Source organism: Mycobacterium sp. NPDC050441 (assembly GCF_040655355.1).
Classification (GTDB): Bacteria; Actinomycetota; Actinomycetes; order Mycobacteriales; family Mycobacteriaceae; genus Mycobacterium.
Genome location: NZ_JBFAJS010000005.1, coordinates 394,071 through 419,441 on the forward strand (window position 1 = coordinate 394,071; position 25,371 = coordinate 419,441).

Sequence of the window (25,371 nt, forward strand, 5' to 3'; positions counted from 1 at the left end):
ACCCAGCAACCTGCCGAGGTCACCGATATGGCCGCACTGCGAGCGGGCGCCGTCGCCGCCGTGGTCGCGCTCGTCACCGCGTGCGCGGCCACACCCGTGTCGCCGCAACCGAACCCGCCACCATCGGCATTCCGGCAGACCGACCTGCCGTTCACCGGCCTGCAGAATCCGCACGGCATCGCCGTGAACGCAGCCGGTGACGTGTACCTGACCGATCTCCGTAAAACGAAGGACAGCAACGGTTTTTCAGGTTTCGACAGCGTGATACTTGAACTCGCCGCCGGGTCCGGGCCCCAGATCTCGTTGCCGTTCACGCATAGCGAGGTGACCGCCGACGCCGATGGCAACGTCTGGGTCATCGACTCCGCACACGAGCAGTTGGTCCGGCTGGCCGGGACACAACAGCCGTCGACGGTGCTGCCGTTACCCAGCCTCGGGCAGCGCAGTGAGATCCAAGCCATCGACACCGACGCCGCCGTCTACGGAACCGCCGGGGGCGGTGCCGATCCCAGCGGTGCATGCTGCCTGCCGGTGCACCTGGTGAAGTCGGCCGCCGGCGTGCAGCCACCGACCGTGCTTCCGTTCAGAGAACTCAATTGGGTGGGTGGTGTGGCAGTGAACGCCGCTCACGACGTGTACGTCGGCGATTCCGACCATGACCGAATTGTGCTGTTGACCAACGGGTCGAATGCGCCAAAAGTCCTGCCGTTCCATCGTGTTACCCGGGTCGTCGACGTCGCAGTCGACACCCTGGGCAACGTCTACGCCGTCGATGCCGACTCGAAGCAGGTGTTGAAACTGGCGGCCGGGTCCGATGTTCCGAGCGTGCTTCCCTTCACCGGGCTCGATCGACCGGTGTCCGTCGCGGTCGACTCCGGGGCCAATGTCTATGTCGTCGACGCCGGCGCGCGCCGCGTCGTCAAACTCGCGGCGTCGTCCTGAATCGGCTACCGCGCGAGCCGCGCCGCTTCCTGCGGGGTGACCAGACGCTCCTGCTTGGCGGGATAGCGCCGGCTCTTGATGGGGCAACGGATCAGCGAGAGAGCGATCCGTGCGGTTCGCGCGTCAACGGTTCGGCTGATGGACATGGCGGGCTCCCTACACCCCGGGCAGCATCGGGTAGGCGCCTTCCGGTGCTTGTGTCGGCGCCGGAACCGGAGCGGTGCCGCCCGGCCCACCGAGGCTCGGTGAGGTACCGCCGCCACCGGTCAGGATCGACAGGAGATTCGCGTAGTCGTCGATGGCATTGACCAACGCACCGGGGTCGAACGGCACCGCGGGTGCTTGGTCATCGGAGGGCAGCGGCGCCCGCGGCGTGGCGGCCGCCAAACCGTTGCTCACCGTGAGGACCGCCAACGCGCCGGCGATGCTCAGCGCCGTATATCCGAACAGTCGGCCGAAGGTGGTGTGCGCTGTCATGGTGGTCCTCCCCGATCTGACGTGTCGTGCATCAGTGCACTTGTGTCACTCGGGCAACACTGGTACGCAATGGTCACATTCGGGCCACGACACCATCACAAATCGCACGCTATGGCGTGGCTTTACCTTTGCCCACAACCTGCTGTGAAATGGTGCCGCGCTGCGCGAGGTCAGTTGTCGTTCAGTCCCAAGGCGCGGGTCATCGTGAAGAACAGGTCGGTCTGATCCGTCAGCCCGACGACGTTGGCCGCGCTCGGGCCGTAGGCCGCGATGCGCAACTGGGATCCGGTGTGGCCCTGATCCATGGCGTCGAGGTTGTCCGAGGTGCCGTAAGAGATGGTCAGGTCCTGGCCGTCCTTGCTGTGGAGCACGCGGGTCAGACCCGGGTAGATGGCGTCGCGGGTGACCTCGAACGGCAGCTTGGCCTCGGCCGCGGCATCGCGGACATCGTCGACACTCATGGTCTCGACGATCTGACTGCTGTGCGCGTGGTCGGCGGTGACGATCACCAGGGTGTCCTTGTTCTCCTTGGCGAAGTCGAGGGCCACCTTGGCGGCCTCGTCGAGGTCGACGGTCTCGCCGATCTGCCCACAGGGATTGGCGGCATGGTCCTGTTTATCGATCGAGGCGCCCTCGACCTGCAGAAAGAACCCATTCCCATTGCCCTTGAGCAGGTCGATGGACTTCTCGGTCATGGCAGCCAGCGTGGGCACCGAGGCGCCGCGGTCCGGATTGTCCTTGCACTCGACGGCCGGCTCCAGGTAGCCGCCCTTACCTGCCACGGGGCCGCTCCAGCGGGTCGGCATGTTGCCCTCGGCGAACAGACCGAGCAAAGGGGCATCCTGGCCGGCCTTGTCGGCCTTACCCAGTTCGTCGGCGTTGCGCACGATGGTGAAGCCGCGCTCCTTGGCCTGAACCTCGAGCGTCTTGCCCTGGTAGTCACCGGCTTTGGCGACCTGCTGGAAGGTTTCGGCGCCGCCACCCATCACGACGTCGGCGCGCGTGGTGAGCAGCTGCTCGGTGATCGATCCGTTGCCGCCCTTCTCCAGGGCATTGGTCGGGCATTTCACGGTCGTCTCATCCGGCCCGTAGCACTTGCGTCCGGTGACGTGCGCGAGTTGCACGGCCGGAGTGGCGTCCTGGATCTCGGCGGTGGAGATGTCACCCGTCGCCTTGCCCGCGTCCTTGGCAAGCTGCAGCAGCGTCTTCTGATCCTTGCCGTGGATGTCGACCGAGATGGCGCCGTTGTAGGTCTTTGTGCCGGTGGCCCAGGCCGATCCGCTGGCGGCCGAATCGGTCACATACGTCGGCTTGCCGTCCTTGTTCAGGGAGTAGTGGGTGTACTGGCCGGTCAGCGGGAAGGCGTCGATACCCGGGAAGGCACCGCCCGCTCCCTGGGCATAGTTGCGGGCAACCGTGATCTCGGAGTCACCCATACCGTCGCCGATCAACAGGATGACGTTCTTGGCGCCGGTGTTCTTGATGGAGTCCGCGATCAGCGCGCTGCGGTCGTCACCGGCGCGGGTCGCGCCGCCGTGCTCGGACAGCGTGCCCTTGGCGGCGGGATCGAGCAGCGGAAGCGATGCGTTGTCATCCTTGCTTCCGCCGCACGCCGCGGCCAAGCTCGCCGTACACACCAACGCTGCCGCCACCGCGAACCGCCTGCGCCTCATCCATGTCTCCGTATCGTCGTCATCGTCGTCGTCTCCCCCAAGCCCCCATATGGTCGAAGCCGCATGTGAATCGATGCTTGCCCGACAGCCGACAGCCGGGTAACGACAATCAAACAGATAGCCGGTCTATCGGCGCCGACGGTTGCGGCACCAGGCACGACACGTTGTTGCAAACGGAATTACCTGGCCATTTCTGGCGTCAATATCGTCCAACCGCCTTTGCCTGCATTGGTACGGTGCGGCGAGACGAACGGGGATGCCCATGACGAAGCACGCCACAACCTGCCTGCTCGGGGCGATGGCGATCGGCCTGGCCGCCACGGCGTGCAGCCCGGTGACCGAGAAAGCCGAAGCCACCACGACGACGGCGCCGGCCCCCACCAGTGCGACGACCGCCCCGGCCGGGAACGGCGCATCGGTGGCGTCACTGTTACCGGCACCGGCAGACGTGCAGCAGAGCAGAGGGCCCGACGATATCGCCGACGGCGGAATCCACCTGCACTACCAGGTCAACGGATCGCCGAATGACGTGATGACCGCGTACAAGCACGCACTGCAGAGCAAGGGGTGGGCCCTCACCACGATCATCACCTCGAGCGGTGGCGGAGGTGGCGGAGCCACCTACACCGGCACCCACGGCGACGCCTACGGGGTGTTCGACGGCGGTGGGTACGAAAAGAACACCTACATCGACGTGTGCGCCTGGCCCGCCAAGCCGGCGAATCCCAACTGCAGTCGCGGCGATCGTTAGCGACGCTCCGCCGGGCCAGTTGCGCATCCGGTCACCGATGCACCGCCGGAAGCGGGCGTCGGCCGCGGGCCGACCCATCAGATTCGACTTTCTGGGCTTCTGAAATCACAACGTAGCCAACGTGTTGCGTGCGATATATCCATCACCGGCCGCTGATCCCCTTACGCTTGAGGGCATGTCCGGCCCGCCACCGCGGTCGCGGTCTACGGTTGCCAAGTTGGCCATGCACTGTGTGCTGGCCGGATTACTCGCGGCGGTATTGATGTTCCCCGTCGTCGGCGGCATCGGCATCATGACTGCGCGACTGTCCGACACGGTGGCACAGGATTCCGCGGAGGTGCTCCAAGGTGACGCACCGATCGTCACCACCATGGTCGACACCTCGGGCAAACCGATCGCCTGGCTGTACGAGCAGCGTCGATGGGTGGTTCCTCCCGATCGGATCGCCGACACCATGAAACTGGCGATCGTCTCGGTGGAAGACAAGCGCTTCGTCGAACACAGCGGTGTGGATGTCCAGGGAACTCTGAACGGACTCTTCGGTTATCTGCGGGGTATCGACCAGGTCCGCGGTGGGTCGACCATCGAGCAGCAGTACGTCAAGAACTACAACCTTCTGGTCAAGGCGAACACCAACTCCGAGCGCCGATCCGCGGTCGAGGTCAGCCCCGCACGCAAACTGCGCGAGATCCGGATCGCGCTGGCGATGGACAAGACCCTCCCCAAAAGCGAGATCCTGGCCCGGTATCTGAATCTGGTGTCGTTCGGCAACGGGTCCTTCGGAGTCCAGGACGCGGCACGCACCTACTTCGGCGTCGATGCCGCCGACCTCAACTGGTCGCAAGCCGCGTTGTTGGCCGGTGTGGTGCGGTCCACCAGCGCACTGAACCCGTACACCAACCCCGACGGTGCCCTGGCTCGGCGCAACCTCGTGCTCGACACGCTGATCGACTATCTGCCGGACCGTGCCGAGGAGTTGCGGGCCGCCAAGGCGGCACCGCTGGGAATACTCCCCCAGGCCGATCCGCTTCCGCAGGGCTGCATCGCCGCCGGGAATCGCGCTTTCTTCTGCGAGTACGTCCTGCAATACCTGGCGCGCTCCGGGCTCACCATGGAGGACGTCGCGCGAAACGGGTACCTGATCCGCACCACGCTGGATCCCAAGGTGCAGGACAGCGTCCAGTCGGCGATCGAGAAGTACGCAGACCCCAACGCCGCCGGGGTGGCGAGCGTGATGAGCGTGATCACGCCCGGCAAGGACGCACATCGATTGGTCGCGATGGGTGACAGCCGCACCTACGGACTCGATCTCGATGCCAAGCAGACCGTGCAGCCACAGCCCTTTTCGTTGGTCGGTGACGGCGCCGGGTCGATCTTCAAAATCTTCACCACGGCCGCCGCACTGGATATGGGTATGGGCATCAACTCCCCACTCGATGTCCCCGGAACGTTTCTGGGCAAGGGGCTGGGCAGCAGCGACACCCCCGGGTGTCCGAAGGAAACCTGGTGTGTGCGCAACGTGCACGGTTTCCGCAGCCCGCTGAGTGTCACCGACGCCCTGTCACAATCACCCAATACCGCTTTCGCCAAACTCATCTCACAGATCGGGGTACCGCGTGCGGTGGACATGGCGGTCCGCCTGGGCCTGAGGTCCTACGCCGACCCCGGCAGCGCCCGCGATTACAACCCCGATTCCGACGAGAGCATCGCCGATTACGTGAAGCGGCAGAACATCGGATCCTTCACGCTCGGCCCCTTCGAGCTCAACGCGCTGGAGTTGGCGAATGTCGGAGCCACCCTGGCCTCGGGCGGTACCTGGTGCCCCCCGAGCCCGATCGACAAGATCTTCGATCGCAACGGGCATGAAGTGGGTGTGGAGACCGTTCCGTGCGATCAGGCGGTGCCCGAGGGCCTCGCCAACACGTTGGCCAACGCACTGAGCAAGGATGCCCAGAGCGGAACCGCCGCCGGCGCAGCGAGTTCGGTCGGTTGGAAGCTGCCGATGTCGGGCAAGACGGGCACCACCGAGGCCCACCGGTCATCGGGATTTCTCGGCTTCACCAACCGGTACGCCGCCGCGAACTACGTCTTCGACGACTCGTCGTCACCGTCGGGACTGTGCTCGTACCCGTTGCGCAAATGCGGCGACGGCACCCTGTTCGGCGGTACCGAGCCGGCGCTGACCTGGTATGCGGCAATGAGTCCCATCGCCGACGACTTCGGCCCCGTCGCCCTGCCTCCCACCGACCCGCGCTACGTCGACGGGGGTCCCGGTGGCGAGGTACCGAGCGTGACCGGCCTGAAGGTCGAAGAGGCGCGTAAACGCCTGCTGGACTCCGGTTTCCGAGTTGCCGACAAACCCACTGCCGTCAACAGCAATGCTTCGAAGGGTTCGGTGGTCGGGACAACCCCGAGCGGTAGGACCATTCCCGGCTCCATCATCACGATCAACACCAGCACGGGATATGTACCACCGCCGGTCTACATTCCTCCGCCGGAGGCGCCACCTCCTCCGCCCGGGGACCTGCTCAACCAGCTGGGCCCACCCCCGCCGCCCAACGTCATCGAGATCCCCGGGTTGCCGCCGATCACGCTACCGCCGCCGGCGCCGCCACCACCACCGGCGCCACCCCCCGCGTGACGACGCTAGTGCCAATAGCCCTCATGGGCTTGTGCCTCTTCATCTTCGAGTAGCGGGCCGTGGCTTGGTTCATCCCTTCGGCGCCCAGCCCCGAGCAACACCGGCCGTCGGTGCAGATTCGCCATGGTCGAGGATGCTAGCGGCGCCAACATGCCCGCACGTTTGAATATCGACGGATCTGGCAATTACTTACTGCGACAGACCGCGAGGTTTCCTACGTCGAACGGATTGACCATGATCGTGCTCGGCATCATCCTCTTGTTGATCGGCTATTTCGCCGGCATATCGATCCTGTACACCATCGGTGGGATTCTGCTGGTGATCGGGGTCATCTTGTGGATTCTCGGAGCCGTCGGCCGTCCGGTCGGCGGGCGAAAAGTCTGGTTCTAGCGCAACCGACCACCGGCCGTGATGGGCGTTCCCGCCCATCACGGCCGGTGGTATCTGAGCGCCGGAGCCGGCCCGATCGCTCCTATATCCTTGCGGCTATTCGGGTCTGACGGTTCAACGGTGGCGTTCGAAATACTTCTGGTAGGCCTCGGCGGAGGCCGCCAGATCCGGTCTGGCGGCCAGCACGGGCTGCAACTTTCGGCGGGCCTCTTCGCGCTTGTACGGGATGAACTCAGTCGGGAAATTACCCTCGTGCGGCTCGTAGTCCCGCAGCACCCGGCGCGCGACCGTGGCCATGTGCACCTCGTCGACGCCGTCGGCGATGCCCATGGTCGGGGCGCCGGCGTACATCGCCTGAATGGGCGTGAGATCGGTGGTGCCAAGCGATCCGAGAATGTGCAGGGCGTTGAACGACACCTCGCGAAGCACCTTCGCCATGGTGAACTTGACCGCGGCGATCTCGGTGCGCGCTTCCTGGGTCGAGGTGTTGTCGATCTTCCACGCCGTCTCGAGAACGAACAGCCGCAGCATCTTGATCATCGCGTAGGACTCGGCGATCTTCTCCTGCACCATCTGATGTTCGGAGATGACCTTGCCGTGGGATTGCCGGCTCAGTGCCCGCTCGCACATCATGTCGAACGCCAGGTTGCACTGCGCGATGGTGCGCATGGCGTGGTGAATCCGTCCACCGCCAAGACGCCGCTGCGCCAACACCTTTGCCCCGTCCTCCGGGCCGAGCAGGTGGTCGAGCGGTACCCGAACGTCGCGGTAGACGATGTGGTTGTGGTTTCGCGGCTCAGGCATGATCTCCACACCCGGCGTCATGCGCGGCACCACGAACATGCCGTTGGTACACATCACGAACAGAATGTCGGCGACCCGGCCCGCTGAGGTGAACCATTTCTCGCCGTTGATCACCCACTCACCGCCGTCGCGCACGGCGTGCGTCTTGAACAGGCTGGGATCGCTACCGCCCTGCGGTTCGGTCATCGAATACGCCGAGAACATGTCCTGATTGAGCAGTGGCCCCAGCCAACGTTCTTTCTGTTCTTCGGTGCCATAGGCGGCGAGCATTTCCATGTTCCCGGTGTCGGGAGCGGACGCTCCGAACATGTGCGGCGCCCCCGCGTATCGTCCGATGATCTCGTTGAGCAAGCCGAGCTTGAGCTGTCCGAAGCCGGGGCCGCCGAGCTCGGAGTCCAGGAAGATGGCCCACAGGCCCTGGTCCTTGACCTCCTGTTGCAGCTCGCGGACATACGCTTTCACCACCGGATCGGGTGAACGCACCGCGTAGGGGAACACGTGGTCGAGCGGCTCGACCTTGTCCTCACAGAACTGCTTGACCCAGTCGAGCTTCTTCTGGAACTCCGGTTCAGTGCTGAAATCCCATGCCATCCAGGCCTCCTCGAGTGATGCCCTGATCGTCAGGCATGGCCTCCTGTCTAGCACCAGCCGCGCAGTCCGCGAGGGGAAAGTCCCCGACGGCCCGGTGACTACCCGCGAGGTGTCGGCGGATCCACCTTCGAGGCGATCTGACCCGCAATCGTGGAGGCCGAGTCCGCCGGGTTGGCACTGCAGGTGTTGACGTCGACGACGACGTTGACGTTGGCGGTCAATGCCCGCCCGCACGCCCATCCGCCTTCCTTTGCCTGCAATTGGGTGGTGACCACGCTCAGCATGCCCGCCTTGTTCGAGATGGGACCGACCTCCCACTGGGTGCCGGACTGTGTGTGGCTGTAGCGGTGGCACTGTGACCACTGTTGCGCCGACGCGTCGTAGAAGGCCTTGGCCTTGTCGGCGTCGGGGAACAACACCACCGCCTGATGCGCGTAATGAGTGAAGTTGTCACCGTTTCGAAGCGTCACATCACGCACGTCGGTAAAACCGCTGTCCGCGTACACCGGCGCCTGCGCGGCACCATCGACAGCCAGGCACTCCCGCGGTTGCATCGTTGCGCTGTCGTCCGCCAGTTCGGATTGGGTACCGGTCACGGTCATATCCGGTGCCCCCGCCACCGCACCGATCTGCTCAGGGGTGAGCAACAATCCCGGCAGCGCTCGTTTCAGCACCGGCGCCGGGGCGAACGACGTGATCATCGGCCTGCTCGGGGTGCTTTCGGCTGTTGGTTCTGGTGATTTGCCGCAGCCCGCGGCAAGGACACAAGTAGCAGCGATGGTGATTACGGTTGTCGCTAAGCGCATTCGTCATTCCCCCATTTCTGCGCTCACACCTCTGCTCCGCGGCGATTGCGGCCATAGTGGACAAATCCAGGGAAACAGCAAGGTCGTATTCAACACAGAAGATCGCTCGCAACGTATGAAGACTTTTCGAAACCGTAACCGAATCACCATCTGCCACGACACCGAACGTGGGCCGGGGCGAGCGTCGACCTGCCGCGCACACCGCTCAACCGCGGTCCGGTGTCAGAAACCAGAGCTCACCGATAGGCGGTAGACCTAGGCGCTCGGCAACGCGTTGCGAGGACAGGTTGTCCGCAGAGGTGCTGTAGTACAGGCGTTCGACCCGTTTCGCGCATTGCGTTGCCCAGGCACCGACCACCGAAGCTGCCAGACCACGGCCACGCACACCGGCCAGCGTCCACACACCTGCCTCAGTGCCATGCACCGACCATCGCGCGGTTTCGCAGACAGCCAGCACCTGATCGCCGTCGGTCGCCGCTGCCCAGGGGAACCCGTTGCCCAGCAGCCTTTCCCACTCTTGCTGGGCACCCCAGTCCGGCGCGATGCGCAACTGGGCCACATCGGCGTCGTCCGCGGTGATCAGACGAATCCCACCCGGTGCGTCGAGACCGACTGGCCGGGCACAGTCATAGCTCAGGGTGACTTCCCGGCAAAGCGGGCCCGTCAACGGCTCCAGCGCGGAATGCACCCTGTCGAGCAGCGACGATGCGGTGCCGAAAGGCAGGTCTGCTGCGGCCCACACCAGCTGTTTGGCATCTTTCGAAAGAGCCGGCGAGACGTGGATACGCCAGCTGCTACCGGCCTGCGCGATCACTACGGGAGGCATCGACTCGGCGCCCACGCTGTTGGATCCCCAGATCACTTCGATCTCGATGGCGAGAGATTCCAACGCAGAATGGTCGTTCGACACGGCCGCAACCTATCCAGGGGTCCCGCATGTTGTCCAAGGATTAACTTCCAGTTGGAACGCATCACCCGAGGTAATACCGGACTTTTGTGGGGCGGGCGGGGCTCGAACCCGCGACCAAGGGATTATGAGTCCCCGGCTCTGACCAACTGAGCTACCGCCCCCGGGCGCATCTGCGCCGCAATATGGTCGCACACAGCGCAGACGCAGACGCCAATGAGGGGCCACAGGCAGGCCCGTCACGGTTACGCTCACCGCATGGTCCGCTTCCTGCTGCGTATAGCGATCTTCCTGGGCTCATCTGCCCTCGGCTTGTTGGTCGCCGCGTGGCTGGTTCCCGGCGTCTCGGTGTCGGCATGGGGCTTCATCGCGGCGGTGGTGATCTTCGCCGTCGCGCAGGGCATCCTGTCGCCGTTCTTCCTCAAGATGGCCAACCGCTACGCGTCGGCGTTCCTCGGTGGCATCGGGCTGGTCTCGACTCTGGTTGCGTTGGTCCTGGCCTCGGTGCTCACCCACGGCCTGAACATCCGCGGAATCGGCTCCTGGATCGCGGCCACGGTGGTGGTCTGGCTGGTGACGGCCGTGGCCACAGTGGTGTTGCCGGCGCTGTTCATCAAGAAGAAGGCCGCCTCGAAGTAGCAGTCCGCGGTGGGATCATGGCGGACGTGCCTTCTCACGCGTTCGCCTCCGACAACGCCGCGCCCGCACACCCGAAGGTCATCGACGCGATAGTCACGGCCAACGACGGCGCCGTCGCCTCCTATGGGAATGACCCCGCCACGCAGCGCGCCGCCGAGGCCATCAAGGCCACGTTCGCCTCCCCCGACGCCGAGGTGCTGTTCGCGCTCACCGGCACGGCCGCCAATGTCATCGCCCTGGCCTCCGCCGTCCGGCCGTGGCAGGAGATCCTGTCCAGCGATATCGCGCACTCACTGGTCGATGAGGCCGGCGGGCCGGTGCGGCTCTCCGGCGCCCAGTTGACCAAGCTGTCCAGCGATGACGGCCTGATCGACCCAGCCGTGCTCGACACTGCGGTGGCCCGCCGCGGGCCGGTGCACCACTCGCAGCCGCGCATCGTCAGCATCACCCAGTCCACCGAGAACGGCCGGGTCTGGGCCCCACACGCCATCAAGGACTTCATCGACCGCGCCCACGATCTCGATCTACTCGTCCACATCGACGGCTCGCGTATCGCCAATGCGATTGCCGCCCTGGATAGCTCTCCCCCAGAGGCCGTCGCGGACGCCGACATCGTCACCGTGGGTGGCACCAAGAACGGGATGCTGATGGGCGACGCGATCCTGGTGCGCCGCCCCGAGTTGTTCGACGGAATTCACTTCGTGCAGAAGCAGATCGGCCAGCTGGCCAGCAAGCAGCGCTTCGTCGCGGCCCAGTTCGAGGCGATGCTGCACGACGGACTGTGGCTGCAGACCGCGGCCCACGCCAACCGGATGGCCGCCCGGCTCAGCAGCGGCTTTCGCGCCCTCGGGTTGACGCTGGCCGCCCCCACCGAAGCCAACGAGGTATTCGTCGACCTCGAACCCACCGGCTACGCCGCGGTCTCGGCCGGCTACGCCGTGCACCGCCCCGACACGCTGCGGCCGACCGTGCGGTTCGTCTGCTCGTGGGCCACCACCGACGCCGAAGTCGACAACGTTCTGGAGCTGCTGGCGCCGTTTGCGACGTGACGGCAGTCCAGCCCCGCGAGCGTGCGTGTCTGTTGCCCGACACGCCGCATTTCACCGGCATTCCGCGCACGCTCGCGGCGATCCACCGTGCGTAAGGTCAGCGGCAGCGGCAGTGCCGCAGATCAATACAGCTCACGCTCGTAACGTGGTGGCGGAAATCGGCGCCCATCTCCGCCGCCACGTTACGTACGCGGAACCGTTGGTGCGCATCCCAATCAATCCTCGACTCGACGGCAACAAACGGCCGGACTCATCCCGGAGCGTCCGGCGGCAGGCACGCACGCTCGCCCAATTTGGGCTAGCTGTAGATCGGCTGCCCGTCGGCGCCAAGCCGGTACTGCTCGGTGCCCTCGTCGACACGCGCCGCATCGGCACCGAGCGCGACGGCCACCTTGTTGCAGGCGTTACGCATGACGTCGAGGGTCAGCTCGACGGCCTCGGCTTGCGAAAAATGCAGGCGCAGTTCCTCGCCCGACACCTGGGCCGGCGTCCAGATCAGCGCGTCGACGTACCGCAGCGCGGCCTTGTGCCGATCGGACAGGTCGGAGTTCTCGAAGTCGTCGATGCCGTCATAGTCGGACTCGGTGGCGCCGGCCTCCAACGCCGCGGCCTCCCGCAGCGACTTGCACAGCCGGCAGTTGTGCTGGCGGGCCCCGCGCAGCCGCACGATCTCGGAGGTCACCGGGTCCAGCGCACTCATCCGCCCCACGGCCGGAATGAAGGTGTCGAGCGCATAGTCGGCCGGGTTTGTTTCGTGGTCCCAGACGACGGGTCCGGCCGGCCAGTCCACACCCACGGCGGACAACCCGGCGCGCATCCGCGGCACGAAGTCGGCCACATAGATCAACGTCGTCACGGTGAACACATCGGGCCCGAGCAGATCGGAGAACGCGGCCCGCTGGGCGGTCGTGATGCCGGTGACGTCGATACTGAACTGCTCGGCGAACTCGGTGACCATGGGGTCGACGGCACCGCCGCGGGTCTCCGCCGGCAAGGCCGGCAGCCCCAGCGTCGACGCACACACCTCACGCACGTCGGCATTGATATCGGCCAACTTTGGTGGAGAAAGCGCAACCAGGTGCGTCAACTCGCTGAGCAGATCGGCAGACACACCGGCAGTATCCACCACCGCGTCCGGCATCGTGCGGTTACCCGGTTCCTGATTCCAATATCTCCAGACCCGAGGCGTAGCTCTCCTTGACCACGTCCAGATGTACCCAACTGTCGACGAATCCGACCCCGGGCAACGCGCGAACCGCATCGAGGATTTCGACCAGTTGCGCCGCCGAAAACGCCCGCACCGTCGCCAACAGGTCGAAGTGACCGAGCGTGCGCGCCACGAAGATCACCGACCGCATCCCCAACAGCGCCGCCACCACCTCACCGCCCGCCCCGGTCAGCCGGATGCCGAGGCCCAGTGCGCTCTGGCGATCCTGCCCGGAATGGCGGACCACTGCGCCGATGCGCACCACCTGCGATTCGACCAACCGCACCACGCGCCGTCGCGCTCCCGCAGGTGAAAGTCCCACCGTCTCGGCAAGATCCACGTAGGTCGCCCGCCCGTCATCCTGCAGCGCCCGCAGCAGTGCCCGATCCAGATCATCGACGTCGACGCTGACGTCCCCGACCGGGCCGACGACGTCGCGCAGCACCTCGACGTAGGTCAGCGTGTCGACTCCGACGACACCCTCCATCGCCCGCAGCTCGGCGATCACGCCGTCGACGTCGCGGATCGACCCGACCCGCACCTCCGCGATCAACCCGTACGCACCGCTGGTCAGCGACAGGAACGCGATGTCGACGCGCTGCGCCAGGCTTGTCGCGATCCGGGTCACCGGCCCGTCGACCATCACGCTCACGTGAGCCAGGGCGCCACGGCCGAGCACCGCGGGGTGTACGACGCCGCGAATCACCACCTGCCCGCCGTCGATCAGGCGCTGTGTCCGCGCGGCCGCCGCCGACCGTGACAGCCCGACGCGCTGCGCGATGTCGCGGTGAGTCAGCCGCCCATCGCCCTCCAGCAGGCTGATGATCGCCTCGTCTACCTCGTCCATCGCTACACCGCCCGAAATTCAGCCGAAGAATCTTCCTCGCAAATCTACCGGCACAAAGATCGGCATCTTCACGATTCTCCGCTTCTTCTGATTGAAATGTAGTCACCCACCGTCATATCAACATTTTGCGCAAGCATCTGACGATCGAATCGATTGCATGTCCTGAGCTGCGGGTTTACCGTAACGCAGATCACATTTGCCTCGCGCACTGGTCGTCACGGCCGCGAGCGACGACAGATCTGAACGCACCACCACCGCAGAGGAAGTGACAGCATGACCACCCCGATCGGCCCCGTCGATGCATCGAAGATCCCGCGCTTCGCCGGCCCCGCCACCTTCGCCCGCCTGCCCCGACTCGACCAGGTGACCAAGGCGGATGTGGTCGTGGCCGGGGTGCCCTTCGATTCCGGTGTCTCCTACCGGCCCGGTGCGCGCTTCGGCCCTACCCACGTGCGCGAGTCCTCGCGCCTGCTGCGTCCGTACAACCCCGCCATGGACGTGTCCCCGTTCGAGCTCATCCAGGTCGCCGATGCCGGCGATATCGCGGTCAACCCCTTCAACATCCACGAGGCGATCGAGACCATCGAAGGCGCCGCCCGTGACCTCACCTCCGACGGCACCAAACTCGTGACCATCGGCGGCGACCACACGATTGCGCTACCCCTGCTGCGCGCCGCCGCGGCCAAGCACGGCCCCGTCGCGCTGGTGCACTTCGACGCTCACCTGGACACCTGGGACACCTACTTCGGCGCCGAGTACACCCACGGCACGCCCTTCCGCCGCGCCGTCGAGGAGGGCATTCTCGACACCGAGGCGCTGTCGCACGTCGGTACCCGCGGGCCGCTGTACGGCAAGAAGGATCTCGAGGACGACCGCCGCTTCGGGTTCGGCATCCTCACCTCGTCCGACGTGTATCACCAAGGCGTGCGCGAGGTCGTCGACAAACTGCGGCAACGCCTGGGGAACCGGCCCGTGTACGTCTCGATCGACATCGACGTGCTCGACCCGGCGCACGCCCCGGGAACCGGTACCCCGGAGGCCGGCGGCATGACCAGCCGCGAACTGCTGGAGATCCTGCGCGGTTTCCGTGGGCTCAACCTGGTGGGTGCCGACGTGGTCGAGGTGGCCCCGGCCTATGACCACGCCGAGATCACCGGTGTCGCCGCGTCACACGTCGCCTACGACCTGGTGTCCCTGCTGGCCTTGGGCCCTGATGCGTAACGGCGGCGACCTCGTCGTCGAAACGCTTACTGCGCTGGGTGTCTCACATGTGTTCGGCATCCCCGGCCAGAACGCGCTGGGCCTGTTCGACGCCATCCGGCGCAGTGACCTGACATTCGTCAGCTCACGGGTGGAGAACAACTCGGCGTTCGGCGCCGACGGCTACAGCCGCGTCTCCGGCGAGGTCGGGGTGCTGTTCCTGTCCACCGGGCCGGGGGCGTTGACCGCCCTCGGCGCACTGCAGGAGGCCTATGCCACCGGGGTGCCGGTGCTCGTGATCGCCAGTCAGGTACCACGATCCGGGATGGGGCTGCGCCGCGGCATGCTGCACCAGCTCGACGACCAGAAGGCGAGCGCGGTCAATGTCACCAAAAGCGTTGCCACCGTGCGGCAGGCCGCCGAGATCCCCAGCCTGATCGCCGATGCCTACGCACTCGCACGCTCGGCGCCGGCGGGACCTACCTGGGTGGAGATCCCACAGGACGTTCTCCTGGAGCCGACGACGGTACCGCCGGTGGCCGCGCTCGAGGCGACGCCGACACACCGTGCACCGCGGGCCGAGTTGATCCAGGATGCTGCGGCACTGCTGAACACCGCGCAGCGCCCGGTCATCCTGGCCGGCGGAGGGGTGCGGCGCTCCCCCGGCGGGCCGGAGGCACTGGTGGCGCTGGCCGAAAAGCTCGGCGCTGCAGTGGTGTCCACGGTCGGCGGTAAGGGTGCCATCTCCTTCGACCACCCGCTGTCGGCCGCGTCGTGGATCGAGGATCGCTACACCACCGAGCTCCTAGAAAACGCCGACGTGCTGGTGGCGATCGGTACCGCGATGGGTGAGGTCACCAGTAACTACTTCACGTTCCGCCCGCAGGGTCGGCTCATCCACATCGATGCCGAGGCACGCGTGCTGGAGGCCAACCACCCCGCACTCGCTATCCACGCCGATGCCGCGCAGGCCATGCAGGCGCTGACCGAGCGGGTCGACGCCCGCGACAACACCGCCGGCGTGACGCAGGCCGCCGAATTGCGAAAAGCGGTGCAGGGCAGGCTCGCCGGGCAGGATGTGACCAGCGAACTTCAGCTGATGGCCGACCTGCGGTCTGCGGTGCCGTCGGGCACCCACACGTTCTGGGACATGACGATTGCCGGGTACTGGGCCTGGTCGGTGTGGGATCCACAACACGGCGCCTTCCATTCCGCCCAGGGCGCAGGCGGTTTGGGCTTCGCATTTCCCGCTGCGCTGGCCGCGGCGATCGCCACCGGACAACGTACGTTCGCGGTGTCCGGTGACGGCGGGGGCATGTACTCGATCGCCGAACTCGCCACCGCCCGCCAGCACGACGCCGACGTCACCTGGCTGATCGTCGACGACGGCGGCTACGGGATCCTGCGTGAGTACATGACGGCGAAGTTCGGCACCGCGACCGCCACCGAACTGGCCCGACCCGACTTCGCGCAGCTCGCAGCCAGTTTCGGAATTCCCGCGCACACCGCCACGCCCGACACCGTCGGAGAGATCGTGGCCGCCACGTTCGGCACCGCCGGTCCCGCTGTGGTTGTACTGCCCGCTCACCTGAAGATGTTCGCCCCCACTCACCTCTGACCGAAGGATTGACATCGTGGGTAAACCAGTCGATATCGCGATCGTCGTCATCTATCTCCTGTCGATGCTCGCCTTCGGATTCTGGGGCAAGTCCCGTACCAAGGACTCCGCCGACTTCCTGGTCGCGGGCCGACGCCTCGGGCCGGCGTTGTACACCGGCACCATGGCGGCCGTCGTCCTCGGCGGCGCGTCGACCGTCGGCGGCGTGGGCCTGGGCTACAAATGGGGAGTTTCGGGCATGTGGCTGGTGGTGGCGATCGCCGTCGGCCTGCTGGCGCTGAGCCTGTGCTTCGCCGGACCCATTCAGCGTCTCCGGGTCTACACCGTCGCGCAGATGTTGAGCCTGCGCTACGGGGTCGACGCGACCTCGGCGTCCGGGCTGGTCATGGCGGCCTACACCCTGATGCTGTCGGTCACCTCCACCATCGCCTACGCGACCGTGTTCAACGTGCTGTTCGGCACGGGCCGAACGCTTTCGGTGGTCATCGGCGGCGTGGTCGTCATGCTCTACTCCTCGATCGGCGGCATGTGGTCGATCACCCTGACCGACATGGTGCAGTTCGTCCTCAAGACCATCGGCGTGTTCTTCCTGTTGCTGCCGTTCACCTGGCACCGGGCCGGCGGCTTCGACGGTATCCGCGACCGCGCCGGCGACGCCGTGTTCAGCCTGACCTCGATCGGCACCGACACCATCATCACGTTCTTCGTCGTCTACAGCTTCGGAATGCTGATCGGGCAGGACATCTGGCAACGGGTGTTCACCGCCCGCTCACCGCAGGTCGCCCGGTGGGGCGGCACCACGGCCGCCCTCTACTGCGTGCTGTACGGAATCGCCGGGGCGTTGATCGGCTTGGCCGCGTCGACCTTCATGCCCGACATCAAGGCCAAGGACGACGTGTACGCCCAGATCGCGGAAGCCATTCTGCCCGTGGGTATCAGCGGGATCGTGCTGGCCGCGGCCGTCGCCGCGATGATGTCCACCGCGTCGGGCGCACTGATCGCCACCGCCACGGTGGCCCGCACCGACATCAAGCCGCTCCTGCTGCGCCTGCTCGGCAAGCGCCCCGATACCGGTGACCACGCCGAAAACCCCGAAGTGGACGTGCATTCCGACCGACGCTACGTCGCGGTGCTCGGCGTCATCGTGATCATCATCGCCGCGCTGCTCAACGACGTGGTCGGCGCGTTGACCATCGCCTATGACATCCTCGTCGGCGGTCTGCTGGTGTCGATCCTCGGCGGCTTCCTGTGGAAGCGGGCCACGGGTGCGGGTGCGCTGGCGGCGATGGCGGTCGGCACCGTGGTCACGCTGGGCACCATGGCGGTCGTCGGCGACGTGCTGGCCAACGAACCCATCTACTACGGTCTGGCGTCCAGCCTGATCACCTATATCGTGGTCAGTCTGGCGACGCCCCGTACCTCGCCGGAGGTGCTCCAGGTGTGGGACGACCGGCTCAGCGGTCAAGAGCCGGCCGACGTTCCCATGGCCACGTCATGAGCGCCCACACCACGAGCACCAACGCAGTGGCGACCAGGACGTAGACCGGCCACGGACCCATCAGGTCGAGCAGCGACGCGGTGGCGGGTTTGGCGTTGAGGAAGCCGTAGTTGGTGCCTGCAATTCCGTTGAACGTCATGGTTCCCGCCGCCCACGCCGCGGTCACCACCACCACCGATCGATAGTCACGCCACCGCGGACGCATCCGGCGACCCCAGGTCAAATAGATTGCGGCCCAGATGACGAGCAGGTGGATCGACCAGAACGCCAGGAACTCGTAATGCGGGAAGTCCGGGCTCTTCAGCACCGGCGAGATGAGCGCCTGCGTACTCAGCACCAGACCCCAGTAGTAGGTGAGCGCAAAGGCCCATTGTCGTTGCGACCACAGCGCGTACGCACCGGCGACCGTCGCCAGGTCGGTCAACTGCAGGGGTACCGACCGTCCGATCAACGGTGGGATCAGTGTGTAGACGACCATCGCGGCGTAGATCACGGCCGTCAATGCGCCGAGACCGCGGCCCAAGACCCGGGATTGACGTTCGGTCTGACGGCGCCCGAGCCAGACCAGCAGAATCGCACCGGCAACGAACACGGCGATCACGGCCCAGTGTGACGGGCCGTATGCCGTGAATTGCCGTTGCGCCGTGGTCATCCGTCTAACATCGGCCCTCCGCCTGACTCACTGCGCCTGGCTCACCGAGGACATGTGGAAATCCGGGATCCGTAGCGTCGGCATGACCGCACGGGTTGCCCAGTCGCCCCACTCGCGCGGCAGGGTGACCTCGCTGATACCGGCCTCGGTGGCGCGCCGCAGAAGGTCCAGTGGGCTCTCGTTGAACCGGAAGTTGTTCACCGCGGCAGTCACCTCACCGTCCTCGATCAGGTAGACGCCGTCACGGGTCAGCCCGGTCAGCAGCAACACCGTCGGGTCGACCTCGCGGATGTACCACAGCGTGGTCAGCAGGAGCCCGTGTTCGGTACCGGCGATCATGTCGGCCAACTCCGTTGTGCCACCGGTCATCAGCAGGTTGTCTGCGGGTACCGCGACGGGCGTGCCGTATTCGGCAGCCGCCGCCCGCGGATAGGCCAACGCATTGACCGCACCGTCGCGGATCCAGTCCACCCGGCCGATGTCCATGCCGTTGTCGAAGATCGACACCCGCTCCGAGGAAGTCGGTACCGCGACGAACGGTTGGCAGGCCAGCGCTTCGGCGAGCGGGTCGGAGTACAGCGTCAGTCCCAGATCGGTGAGCTTCTCCCCCACCCGGGTCCCGCCGGGCGCCGACAGTGCGGTGCGCCCTTCCTGCGCCCCGCGGCCGTCCATGGTCCAGGTCAGGTAGATCATCATGTCGGCCACCGTCGAGGGCGGCATCAGTGTCTCGTACCGGCCGGCCGGAAGTTCGACGGTCCGCTCCGCCCAGCCCAGCTTGAGCGACAATTCATCGAGCAGCGAATCTACCTGCACGTCAACGAAATCCGCAGTGCTCACTCCGGCCCAGGCGCTGGCCCCATCACGCTTGGCATTGATCTCCACCGACCCGGTCGGCTGGGTGTACCGACGGCGCAGGCCGGTCGAGGTGGCCACGAACGTCGTCTCCATGACGTGGCGGGCATAGCCGTAGAGCTGGTCGGAACCCGCGAAACCCTTCGCCAGGTCATCGGCGATTCCGGTGAACACCTGCGCACCGGTACCCACCACCGGCGCATCCCAGTCGACCGGCACCGCGGAGCCCGGCAGCGGCGATGCGGCATCCCGCGCCTCGGGTGAGGCCAGCGCGGCGCGCTGTGCAGCGGCCACCAACTCCGGGATCACGGCCGGGTCCACTTCGGTGGAGCGCACCGACCCGACATGGGCCTTGTCGCCGCGGCGCACGATCGAGATCACCGTGATGGTGCGGCTGACCGTCTCGCCGTTGGTGGTCATCGAGTTGCCGGCCCACCGCAGTGACGCATCCGCCCGGTCGGTCACCAGCACTACAGTTTCGTGGGCTCCGCCCCGCTGATCCGCAGCGCCCAAGGCGATGTCGATGACCTGCTGTGCGCCGATCATCGGCCGCCCTCCGTCCGGGTGTTCAGTACGTTGATGCCGCGGAACAACGCGCTCGGACAGCCGTGGCTTACGGGCGCCACCTGACCGGGTTGGGCCTTGCCGCAATTGAATGCCCCGCCGAGCCGCCAGGTGGACGGCCCTCCGACGGCTTCCATCGCACCCCAGAAGTCGGTGGTGGTGGCCTGGTACGCCACATCTCGCAGCTGCCCGTCCAACCGCCCGTCCCGGATCCGGTAGAACCGCTGACCGGTGAATTGGAAGTTGTACCGCTGCATGTCGATTGACCAGGATTTGTCGCCAACGACGTAGATGCCGTCGGACACCCGCGAGATCAGGTCGGCCGTGGTGAGATCCTCGGGACCGGGCTGCAGAGACACATTCGCCATCCGCTGAATCGGCACGTGGTGGGGCGAGTCGGCATATGAGCAGCCATTGGAGCGCGTCTGGCCGAGCCGGGGGGCGAATGCCCGGTCCAGCTGATAGCCCACGAAAATGCCGTCGCGCACCAGGTCCCAGCTCTGGGCCCGCACCCCCTCGTCGTCGAAACCGACTGTGGCCAAACCGAACTCCACGGTGCGGTCGGCGGTCACGTTCATCAACGGTGAGCCGTAACGCATGGTGCCGAGCTTGTCCGGCGTGGCAAACGACGTCCCGGCATAGGCCGCCTCGTAACCGATGGCCCGATCGTATTCGGTGGCGTGCCCGATGGATTCGTGGATGGTGAGCCACAGGTTGGACGGGTCGATCACCAGATCCGCGGGACCGGCGATGACCGACGGCGCTTTGGTCTTCTCGGCCAGCAACGTTGGCAGCTCGGCCAGCTCGGAGGTCCAGTCCCACACGTCATCGCCGGCCAGCGCCTCCCAGCCCCGCGCGGTCGGCGGAGCCAGGGTGCGCATCGTCTCGAACGACCCGGCGGCGGAGTCGACGGCCACCGCCTCCATCGTCGGCATCACCCGTACCCGCTGCTGGGTGACCGACGATCCGAACGTGTCGGCGTAGAACGTCTGTTCCTTGACGGCATGCACCCCGGCCGACACATGGTCCACACCGTCGGACGCCAGCAGCCGGCCCGAGTATTCGCCGAGCAGCGCGATCTTGTCCGAGGCGGGGACCGTGAACGGGTCGACGCCGTAATCGGACACCCAGGTCAGATCGGTATAGACCGGTTCGGCGGCCAACTCGATGCGTTCGGCGTTCAGCGGCGCGAGCGTCCTGGCCACCTGCACGGCGCGGCGGGCTGTCTCGGCCGCCACCTCCGGTAGCAGTTCGGCATGGGAGGCAAACCCCCACGCGCCGTCGACGATCACCCGCACCGCCAGCCCGACCTCGCGGTTGACCACCGACATCTCCAGCTCGCCGTCACGTAGCTGGATGATCTCGGTGGTGGTGCGGTGAATCCGCAGATCGGCATAGCTGGCGCCGGCTGCGGCTGCCGCGGCCAGCGCCGCATCAGCCAACTCGAACCGGGGCAGCTGCAGGAAATCGGCGTCCACACGTCGTTGAGCTGTCATGATTCCCCACACTAAACGGTGCTCTCAGGATGACCTCCTAACCTGACTGGATGGCAGAGCTCAGCAGGCGGACGGTTCTGGGTGGTGCGGCGGTGGCCGCCGGTGCGGCCGCGGTGGGATTCGGCGGCTATGAACTGCTGGGGCGGCGCGGGCGTGAATCGGCCGGCCAGCCCAACATCCTCGTCGTCATCGTCGACCAGATGCGGGCGCCCCAGTGGTTCCCCGATACGCAGCAACTGGGCGCGTTGCTGCCGAACCTCGACCGGTTGCGGACGCGCAGCACGTCGTTCGGCTCGCACTACAGCGCGTCGAACATGTGCACCCCCTCACGCGGGGTGCTGACCACCGGGCTGTACTCACACCAGACCGGGTGTCTGTACACCGGCGAAGGCCCCACCGAGTCGACGCTGGCGGCCCGCTTCCCCACCTGGGGCACGATGCTGCGCGACGCCGGATACCGCACCTGGTGGTGGGGTAAATGGCACCTGGGCAGCGCGGCCGACAACACTCCCGACGGCCTGGACGTCCACGGCTTCTCCGGCGGGACGTACCCGTCCCCCAATGGCGCACCGAATCAGGGCCTGCAGCAGGACCCGTCGATCGTCGATCAGTTCGCGGGATGGTTCGACGCCCACGCGAACGAGGGCCCGTGGTGTACCACCGTGTCTCTGGTCAACCCCCACGACATCTGCTGGTGGCCGAAAAATCCTCTGCCAGACGATGTTCCGCACCTGTTCAGCGCAAAGCCGGTGAATTTCGAGACTGCTGACGATCTGCGTCGCCGCGGCAAGCCGCAACTGCAGATCGACTACATGAACTTCATGTCGCCGTTGATGACCGGCGCGATGGACTACACCGGCCCCGAGGCGGCCGCACAGTGGGCACGATGCCTGGACATGTACCTGTGGCTGCATCAGCAGGTGGACACCCAGATCGGCCGGGTGCTCGACACCCTCGCCGCCCGACCGGACATCGACGACAACACCGTCGTCGTCTTCACCTCCGACCACGGCGAGTACGCCGGTTCGCACGGCCTGCGCGGTAAGGGCGCCGCGGTGTATGAGGAAAGTATCCGGGTTCCGCTCTACATCCGTGACCCGTCAGGTCATCTGACACCTGGGTCCGGCGACACCCGCACCCAGCTGACTTCGAGCGCCGATCTGGCGCCGCTGCTGCTGACCATCGCGCACGGCGGGGCCGGTTGGCGCTCTGACTCCCGCTACTCCTATCTCTCCGGGCGTGCCGATATCGCCGGTATCGCCGCCGACGCCGCCGCACCGGGCCGGCCGTGGATCGCGCACGCCACCGACGACATGTCGGTCGAGGAGATGGCTGCCTTGCTGAAATCTCCGCTCGCGCAGAAGGTATTCGGCGCTTCCGGTCCCCCGACGAACATCCCCACCTCCGCACCCAGCCACATCGTCGCCGTGCGCACCCCCGAGGCCAAACTCGGCATGTACACGTACTGGAAGCCCGGCAGCATGGACATCGACACCTCGCGCCCCATCCATCACGAGTTGTACGACTACACAACCGATTCAGGCGTTCAGGAGCTCGACAACCAGGCGGGCCACAACGCCAAACAGGCCGACCTGCAGGCGCTGCTCGACCACGAGGTGCTCCTCGAACTGCGGGCCCCGCTGCCGGAATTCCTCAACGAAGCGCAGGAGGAGGGGTTGGCGAATATGAAGGAGCTCGCGACGCTGCGCGGAGGCTGAGCCTCCCAATTCGCCTCCTTGCGCGACCCGACCCGCTAGCGTCTCTGCGACGAATGGTTTGCTCGTCAGGAGGTTGGCGTCATGCGCGTATTGGTCACCGGCGGTACCGGATTTGTCGGCGGGTGGAGCGCGAAAGCGATTGCGGACGCCGGGCATTCCGTCCGCTTCCTGGTACGCAACCCGGACCGGCTGCACACCAGTGTCGCCAAACTCGGAGTCGACATCTCTGACCATGCCGTCGGCGACATCACCGACCGCGACTCGGTCCTGCGCGCACTCGAGGGCTGTGACGCGGTCCTGCACAGTGCGGCCCTGGTCGCGACCGACCCCGGCCAAACCGCGCAGATGATGAGCACCAACATGGACGGTGCGCGAAATGTGCTGGGCGGCGCGGCAGAACTCGGCCTGGATCCGATCATCCATGTCTCGAGCATTACCGCGCTGTTCAATCCCGACGTGGACACGCTGGAAGCAGACCTGCCGGTGTTCGGCGGGACCGACGGCTACGGCCGGTCCAAGGCCCAGGTCGAGATCTACGCCCGCGGAATGCAGGACGCCGGCGCACCGGTGAACATCACCTATCCCGGCATGGTCATGGGTCCGCCGGTCGGCAACCAGTTCGGCGAAGCCGGCGAGGGGGTGGCCGCCGCACTGCAACTCGGGGCGATTCCCGGTCGCAGTGCGGCCTGGACCATCGTCGACGGCCGTGACCTGGCCGCATTGCACGTCGCACTGTTGGAGCCCGGCCGCGGGCCCCGTCGCTACATGGCCGGCGGACATCGCATTCCGGTGGACCAACTGGCCAAACTGCTGACCGAGGTCGGCGAGAAGACCATGTTCGCCGTGCCGGTTCCCGACACCGTCCTGCGCGTCGCCGGCCAGGTGCTCGACCGGATGGGTCCCTTCCTGCCGTTCCAGACACCGTTCACCGAAGCCGGGATGCAGTACTACACGCAGATGCCGGCGTCCGACGACTCACCGAGCGAACGCGACCTCGGCATCACCTACCGTGATCCGCGAATCACCTTGGCCGACACCGTCGCCGGATTCCGAGACCTCAACAGCTGACGGCCGGAAGCTCACTCGCTTCCGGCCGTCGACCTTGGTTCAGTTGTTGTCAGTTTCCGGCGACCTCTCCCGCGGTCTGCACCACCGTCGCCGCCTGGGCACTGCCGCCACCCAACTTGCGGGCCGCGAAATCAGCTGCCTGGATTGCCATTCCGTTGTCCTTGTAGGAGCTGTGAGCGGCACGATTCAGACCGCCGGGGAAGCAGATCGGGTCACCGGGGGCACACAGCTGGATCGTCTTGGCCACGTACGGCGCACCGACGGCGATGGGTGGTGCGCTGCGGTCGGCCAGACCCAGAACCCACTCGTCGGGAGTTCCGAACAACGCCACCGCCGCGACGTGTGAGGCGACCGATGCCGGCATCGGGCCGCTGATGCTCGCGGGCAGGACGAATCCGGCGGGGACGCTACCGGCGGTGGTGTAACCGGCCACCGCAGCGCCCTGCGAATAACCGCCGAGCACGATCTGCGTCGCCGGGCAAGTTGCCGCGATCGACTGGATCCGATTGCTCGCATCGGCGATCCCGTCGACGGCCTGGCCGAAGTTCAGTGACGCCGGGTAGTTCACCCCGTACACGTCGACGGTCTTGCCGGGCAGATCGGCAGCGAGCGCGTCGACGAACGCCTGCCCGGTGGCGCCCACCCCGGGTGCCTCGTTGGTGCCGCGGGCGAACACGACCTCGACGTCGGCGCATCCGTCCGCGGCGTTGGCCGAGGCGATCGGACCGACCAGCGAACCGAAGACGATCGCGGCCAGCGCGAGTGCAGTGAAGATCGCGGACTGTGCCACCATGGAAATCACGCTGCCCCTTCGGGCCGGCTGCGCTGCACTCATGACTTGGTCCCACCCGTCAGTCTCGTTTGCCATGTCCTCGGTGTGTAGTGGCAATTACCTGCTACAAGCGCGCCGCCGCGGGTTCGATTCCGGAACAGTCAAGTGATGTACGCCATTCGAGCAAATCGCATCCGCCGGGATTACGG

At 66.2% G+C, this 25,371-nt stretch carries 23 protein-coding genes and 1 tRNA gene; 11 read left to right on the forward strand and 13 right to left on the reverse strand.

What is annotated here, in order from left to right; translation table 11 throughout:
• The first annotated feature begins 27 nt into the window (after window positions 1–27).
• Window positions 28–942 carry a hypothetical protein gene (locus AB0I14_RS17525; protein ID WP_358023829.1) on the forward strand — a complete coding sequence of 305 codons (915 nt, stop codon included), beginning with the start codon at window positions 28–30 and terminating at the stop codon, window positions 940–942.
• 5 nt (window positions 943–947) lie between these two features.
• Here AB0I14_RS17525 and AB0I14_RS17530 read toward each other — a convergent pair whose 3' ends face one another.
• The 3 genes from AB0I14_RS17530 to phoA form a co-directional block, all read right to left on the reverse strand.
• Window positions 948–1,088 carry a hypothetical protein gene (locus AB0I14_RS17530; RefSeq protein WP_358023833.1) on the reverse strand — a complete coding sequence of 47 codons (141 nt, stop codon included), beginning with the start codon at window positions 1,086–1,088 and terminating at the stop codon, window positions 948–950.
• Window positions 1,089–1,098: 10 nt separating this feature from the next.
• Window positions 1,099–1,419 (reverse strand): hypothetical protein, encoded by a 321-nt coding sequence (locus AB0I14_RS17535; RefSeq protein ID WP_358023836.1) that lies wholly within the window; start codon window positions 1,417–1,419, stop codon window positions 1,099–1,101.
• A 170-nt stretch (window positions 1,420–1,589) separates the two neighbouring features.
• Entirely contained in the window at window positions 1,590–3,092 is a 1,503-nt protein-coding gene (gene phoA, locus AB0I14_RS17540; protein ID WP_358023839.1) for an alkaline phosphatase, read from the reverse strand.
• 262 nt (window positions 3,093–3,354) lie between these two features.
• On the opposite strand from phoA, the gene AB0I14_RS17545 reads away from it, so the two are divergent.
• The 3 genes from AB0I14_RS17545 (at window position 3,355) to AB0I14_RS17555 (ending at window position 6,874) form a co-directional block, all read left to right on the forward strand.
• Window positions 3,355–3,843, forward strand: coding sequence for a hypothetical protein (locus AB0I14_RS17545; RefSeq protein WP_358023842.1), 489 nt, complete (start codon window positions 3,355–3,357; stop codon window positions 3,841–3,843).
• Between the two features lie 175 nt (window positions 3,844–4,018).
• Window positions 4,019–6,484 carry a transglycosylase/D,D-transpeptidase PonA2 gene (ponA2, locus tag AB0I14_RS17550; RefSeq protein WP_358023845.1) on the forward strand — a complete coding sequence of 822 codons (2,466 nt, stop codon included), beginning with the start codon at window positions 4,019–4,021 and terminating at the stop codon, window positions 6,482–6,484.
• A gap of 234 nt (window positions 6,485–6,718) precedes the next feature.
• Window positions 6,719–6,874 carry a hypothetical protein gene (locus AB0I14_RS17555; RefSeq protein ID WP_170309375.1) on the forward strand — a complete coding sequence of 52 codons (156 nt, stop codon included), beginning with the start codon at window positions 6,719–6,721 and terminating at the stop codon, window positions 6,872–6,874.
• A gap of 114 nt (window positions 6,875–6,988) precedes the next feature.
• Here AB0I14_RS17555 and AB0I14_RS17560 read toward each other — a convergent pair whose 3' ends face one another.
• From AB0I14_RS17560 to AB0I14_RS17575, 4 genes are all read right to left on the reverse strand, one after another.
• Window positions 6,989–8,269 (reverse strand): acyl-CoA dehydrogenase family protein, encoded by a 1,281-nt coding sequence (locus AB0I14_RS17560; RefSeq protein ID WP_358023848.1) that lies wholly within the window; start codon window positions 8,267–8,269, stop codon window positions 6,989–6,991.
• 98 nt (window positions 8,270–8,367) lie between these two features.
• Window positions 8,368–8,970 (reverse strand): sensor domain-containing protein, encoded by a 603-nt coding sequence (locus tag AB0I14_RS17565; RefSeq protein WP_358023851.1) that lies wholly within the window; start codon window positions 8,968–8,970, stop codon window positions 8,368–8,370.
• A gap of 310 nt (window positions 8,971–9,280) precedes the next feature.
• The gene (locus AB0I14_RS17570; RefSeq protein WP_358023854.1) at window positions 9,281–9,985 is read right to left on the reverse strand and encodes a GNAT family N-acetyltransferase; all 705 of its coding nucleotides are present in this window, start codon (window positions 9,983–9,985) and stop codon (window positions 9,281–9,283) included.
• An 87-nt stretch (window positions 9,986–10,072) separates the two neighbouring features.
• Window positions 10,073–10,146: transfer RNA gene (locus AB0I14_RS17575), tRNA-Ile, on the reverse strand.
• 94 nt (window positions 10,147–10,240) lie between these two features.
• Between AB0I14_RS17575 and AB0I14_RS17580 the strand changes: the two genes are divergently transcribed.
• Together AB0I14_RS17580 and AB0I14_RS17585 are read left to right on the forward strand one after the other, a co-directional pair.
• Window positions 10,241–10,621, forward strand: coding sequence for a phage holin family protein (locus tag AB0I14_RS17580; protein ID WP_358023857.1), 381 nt, complete (start codon window positions 10,241–10,243; stop codon window positions 10,619–10,621).
• A 17-nt stretch (window positions 10,622–10,638) separates the two neighbouring features.
• Window positions 10,639–11,670 carry a beta-eliminating lyase-related protein gene (locus tag AB0I14_RS17585; RefSeq protein WP_358023860.1) on the forward strand — a complete coding sequence of 344 codons (1,032 nt, stop codon included), beginning with the start codon at window positions 10,639–10,641 and terminating at the stop codon, window positions 11,668–11,670.
• Window positions 11,671–11,968: 298 nt separating this feature from the next.
• On the opposite strand, the gene AB0I14_RS17590 is transcribed toward AB0I14_RS17585, so the two are convergent.
• On the reverse strand, window positions 11,969–12,811 hold the full coding sequence (locus AB0I14_RS17590; RefSeq protein WP_358023863.1) for a carboxymuconolactone decarboxylase family protein: 843 nt from the start codon (window positions 12,809–12,811) through the stop codon (window positions 11,969–11,971).
• A 7-nt stretch (window positions 12,812–12,818) separates the two neighbouring features.
• Window positions 12,819–13,724, reverse strand: coding sequence for an Lrp/AsnC family transcriptional regulator (locus tag AB0I14_RS17595; protein WP_358023865.1), 906 nt, complete (start codon window positions 13,722–13,724; stop codon window positions 12,819–12,821).
• A 273-nt stretch (window positions 13,725–13,997) separates the two neighbouring features.
• Here AB0I14_RS17595 and speB point away from each other — a divergent pair, with 273 nt between their 5' ends.
• Genes speB through AB0I14_RS17610 form a run of 3 tightly spaced genes read left to right on the forward strand, consistent with a single transcriptional unit; the run spans window position 13,998 to window position 18,040 of the window.
• Window positions 13,998–14,945, forward strand: a complete 948-nt coding sequence (gene speB / locus AB0I14_RS17600) for an agmatinase (RefSeq protein ID WP_358023867.1) — start codon at window positions 13,998–14,000, stop codon at window positions 14,943–14,945.
• Entirely contained in the window at window positions 14,938–16,542 is a 1,605-nt protein-coding gene (locus AB0I14_RS17605; RefSeq protein ID WP_358023869.1) for a thiamine pyrophosphate-binding protein, read from the forward strand. Before speB ends, AB0I14_RS17605 begins: the two co-directional genes overlap by 8 nt.
• A gap of 16 nt (window positions 16,543–16,558) precedes the next feature.
• Window positions 16,559–18,040 carry a sodium:solute symporter gene (locus tag AB0I14_RS17610; protein ID WP_358023872.1) on the forward strand — a complete coding sequence of 494 codons (1,482 nt, stop codon included), beginning with the start codon at window positions 16,559–16,561 and terminating at the stop codon, window positions 18,038–18,040.
• On the opposite strand, the gene AB0I14_RS17615 is transcribed toward AB0I14_RS17610, so the two are convergent.
• Genes AB0I14_RS17615 through AB0I14_RS17625 form a run of 3 tightly spaced genes read right to left on the reverse strand, consistent with a single transcriptional unit; the run spans window position 17,997 to window position 21,604 of the window.
• Entirely contained in the window at window positions 17,997–18,692 is a 696-nt protein-coding gene (locus tag AB0I14_RS17615) for a TIGR02206 family membrane protein (protein WP_358023875.1), read from the reverse strand. The genes AB0I14_RS17610 and AB0I14_RS17615 overlap by 44 nt on opposite strands.
• A 27-nt stretch (window positions 18,693–18,719) precedes the next feature.
• Window positions 18,720–20,090 carry a metallopeptidase TldD-related protein gene (locus AB0I14_RS17620; protein WP_358023878.1) on the reverse strand — a complete coding sequence of 457 codons (1,371 nt, stop codon included), beginning with the start codon at window positions 20,088–20,090 and terminating at the stop codon, window positions 18,720–18,722.
• Window positions 20,087–21,604, reverse strand: coding sequence for a TldD/PmbA family protein (locus AB0I14_RS17625; RefSeq protein WP_358023881.1), 1,518 nt, complete (start codon window positions 21,602–21,604; stop codon window positions 20,087–20,089). Before AB0I14_RS17625 ends, AB0I14_RS17620 begins: the two co-directional genes overlap by 4 nt.
• Before the next feature lie 50 nt (window positions 21,605–21,654).
• On the opposite strand from AB0I14_RS17625, the gene AB0I14_RS17630 reads away from it, so the two are divergent.
• Window positions 21,655–23,322 carry a sulfatase-like hydrolase/transferase gene (locus AB0I14_RS17630; protein ID WP_358023883.1) on the forward strand — a complete coding sequence of 556 codons (1,668 nt, stop codon included), beginning with the start codon at window positions 21,655–21,657 and terminating at the stop codon, window positions 23,320–23,322.
• A gap of 81 nt (window positions 23,323–23,403) precedes the next feature.
• Window positions 23,404–24,390, forward strand: a complete 987-nt coding sequence (locus AB0I14_RS17635; protein ID WP_358023886.1) for an NAD-dependent epimerase/dehydratase family protein — start codon at window positions 23,404–23,406, stop codon at window positions 24,388–24,390.
• A 49-nt stretch (window positions 24,391–24,439) separates the two neighbouring features.
• Here the strand turns inward: AB0I14_RS17635 and AB0I14_RS17640 are convergent, their stop codons facing one another.
• Window positions 24,440–25,225, reverse strand: coding sequence for a cutinase family protein (locus AB0I14_RS17640; protein ID WP_358023888.1), 786 nt, complete (start codon window positions 25,223–25,225; stop codon window positions 24,440–24,442).
• Window positions 25,226–25,371 lie beyond the last annotated feature (146 nt).

Bases quoted from the DNA above. Each gene is read 5' to 3' on its own strand.
- AB0I14_RS17525 (WP_358023829.1), top strand. From the start codon at position 28: ATGGCCGCACTGCGAGCGGGCGCCGTCGCCGCCGTGGTCGCGCTCGTC.
- AB0I14_RS17530 (WP_358023833.1), bottom strand. From the start codon at position 1,088: ATGTCCATCAGCCGAACCGTTGACGCGCGAACCGCACGGATCGCTCTC.
- AB0I14_RS17535 (WP_358023836.1), bottom strand. From the start codon at position 1,419: ATGACAGCGCACACCACCTTCGGCCGACTGTTCGGATATACGGCGCTG.
- phoA (WP_358023839.1), bottom strand. From the start codon at position 3,092: ATGAGGCGCAGGCGGTTCGCGGTGGCGGCAGCGTTGGTGTGTACGGCG.
- AB0I14_RS17545 (WP_358023842.1), top strand. From the start codon at position 3,355: ATGACGAAGCACGCCACAACCTGCCTGCTCGGGGCGATGGCGATCGGC.
- ponA2 (WP_358023845.1), top strand. From the start codon at position 4,019: ATGTCCGGCCCGCCACCGCGGTCGCGGTCTACGGTTGCCAAGTTGGCC.
- AB0I14_RS17555 (WP_170309375.1), top strand. From the start codon at position 6,719: ATGATCGTGCTCGGCATCATCCTCTTGTTGATCGGCTATTTCGCCGGC.
- AB0I14_RS17560 (WP_358023848.1), bottom strand. From the start codon at position 8,269: ATGGCATGGGATTTCAGCACTGAACCGGAGTTCCAGAAGAAGCTCGAC.
- AB0I14_RS17565 (WP_358023851.1), bottom strand. From the start codon at position 8,970: ATGATCACGTCGTTCGCCCCGGCGCCGGTGCTGAAACGAGCGCTGCCG.
- AB0I14_RS17580 (WP_358023857.1), top strand. From the start codon at position 10,241: ATGGTCCGCTTCCTGCTGCGTATAGCGATCTTCCTGGGCTCATCTGCC.
- AB0I14_RS17585 (WP_358023860.1), top strand. From the start codon at position 10,639: ATGGCGGACGTGCCTTCTCACGCGTTCGCCTCCGACAACGCCGCGCCC.
- AB0I14_RS17590 (WP_358023863.1), bottom strand. From the start codon at position 12,811: ATGCCGGACGCGGTGGTGGATACTGCCGGTGTGTCTGCCGATCTGCTC.
- AB0I14_RS17595 (WP_358023865.1), bottom strand. From the start codon at position 13,724: ATGGACGAGGTAGACGAGGCGATCATCAGCCTGCTGGAGGGCGATGGG.
- speB (WP_358023867.1), top strand. From the start codon at position 13,998: ATGACCACCCCGATCGGCCCCGTCGATGCATCGAAGATCCCGCGCTTC.
- AB0I14_RS17605 (WP_358023869.1), top strand. From the start codon at position 14,938: ATGCGTAACGGCGGCGACCTCGTCGTCGAAACGCTTACTGCGCTGGGT.
- AB0I14_RS17615 (WP_358023875.1), bottom strand. From the start codon at position 18,692: ATGACCACGGCGCAACGGCAATTCACGGCATACGGCCCGTCACACTGG.
- AB0I14_RS17620 (WP_358023878.1), bottom strand. From the start codon at position 20,090: ATGATCGGCGCACAGCAGGTCATCGACATCGCCTTGGGCGCTGCGGAT.
- AB0I14_RS17625 (WP_358023881.1), bottom strand. From the start codon at position 21,604: ATGACAGCTCAACGACGTGTGGACGCCGATTTCCTGCAGCTGCCCCGG.
- AB0I14_RS17630 (WP_358023883.1), top strand. From the start codon at position 21,655: ATGGCAGAGCTCAGCAGGCGGACGGTTCTGGGTGGTGCGGCGGTGGCC.
- AB0I14_RS17635 (WP_358023886.1), top strand. From the start codon at position 23,404: ATGCGCGTATTGGTCACCGGCGGTACCGGATTTGTCGGCGGGTGGAGC.
- AB0I14_RS17640 (WP_358023888.1), bottom strand. From the start codon at position 25,225: ATGAGTGCAGCGCAGCCGGCCCGAAGGGGCAGCGTGATTTCCATGGTG.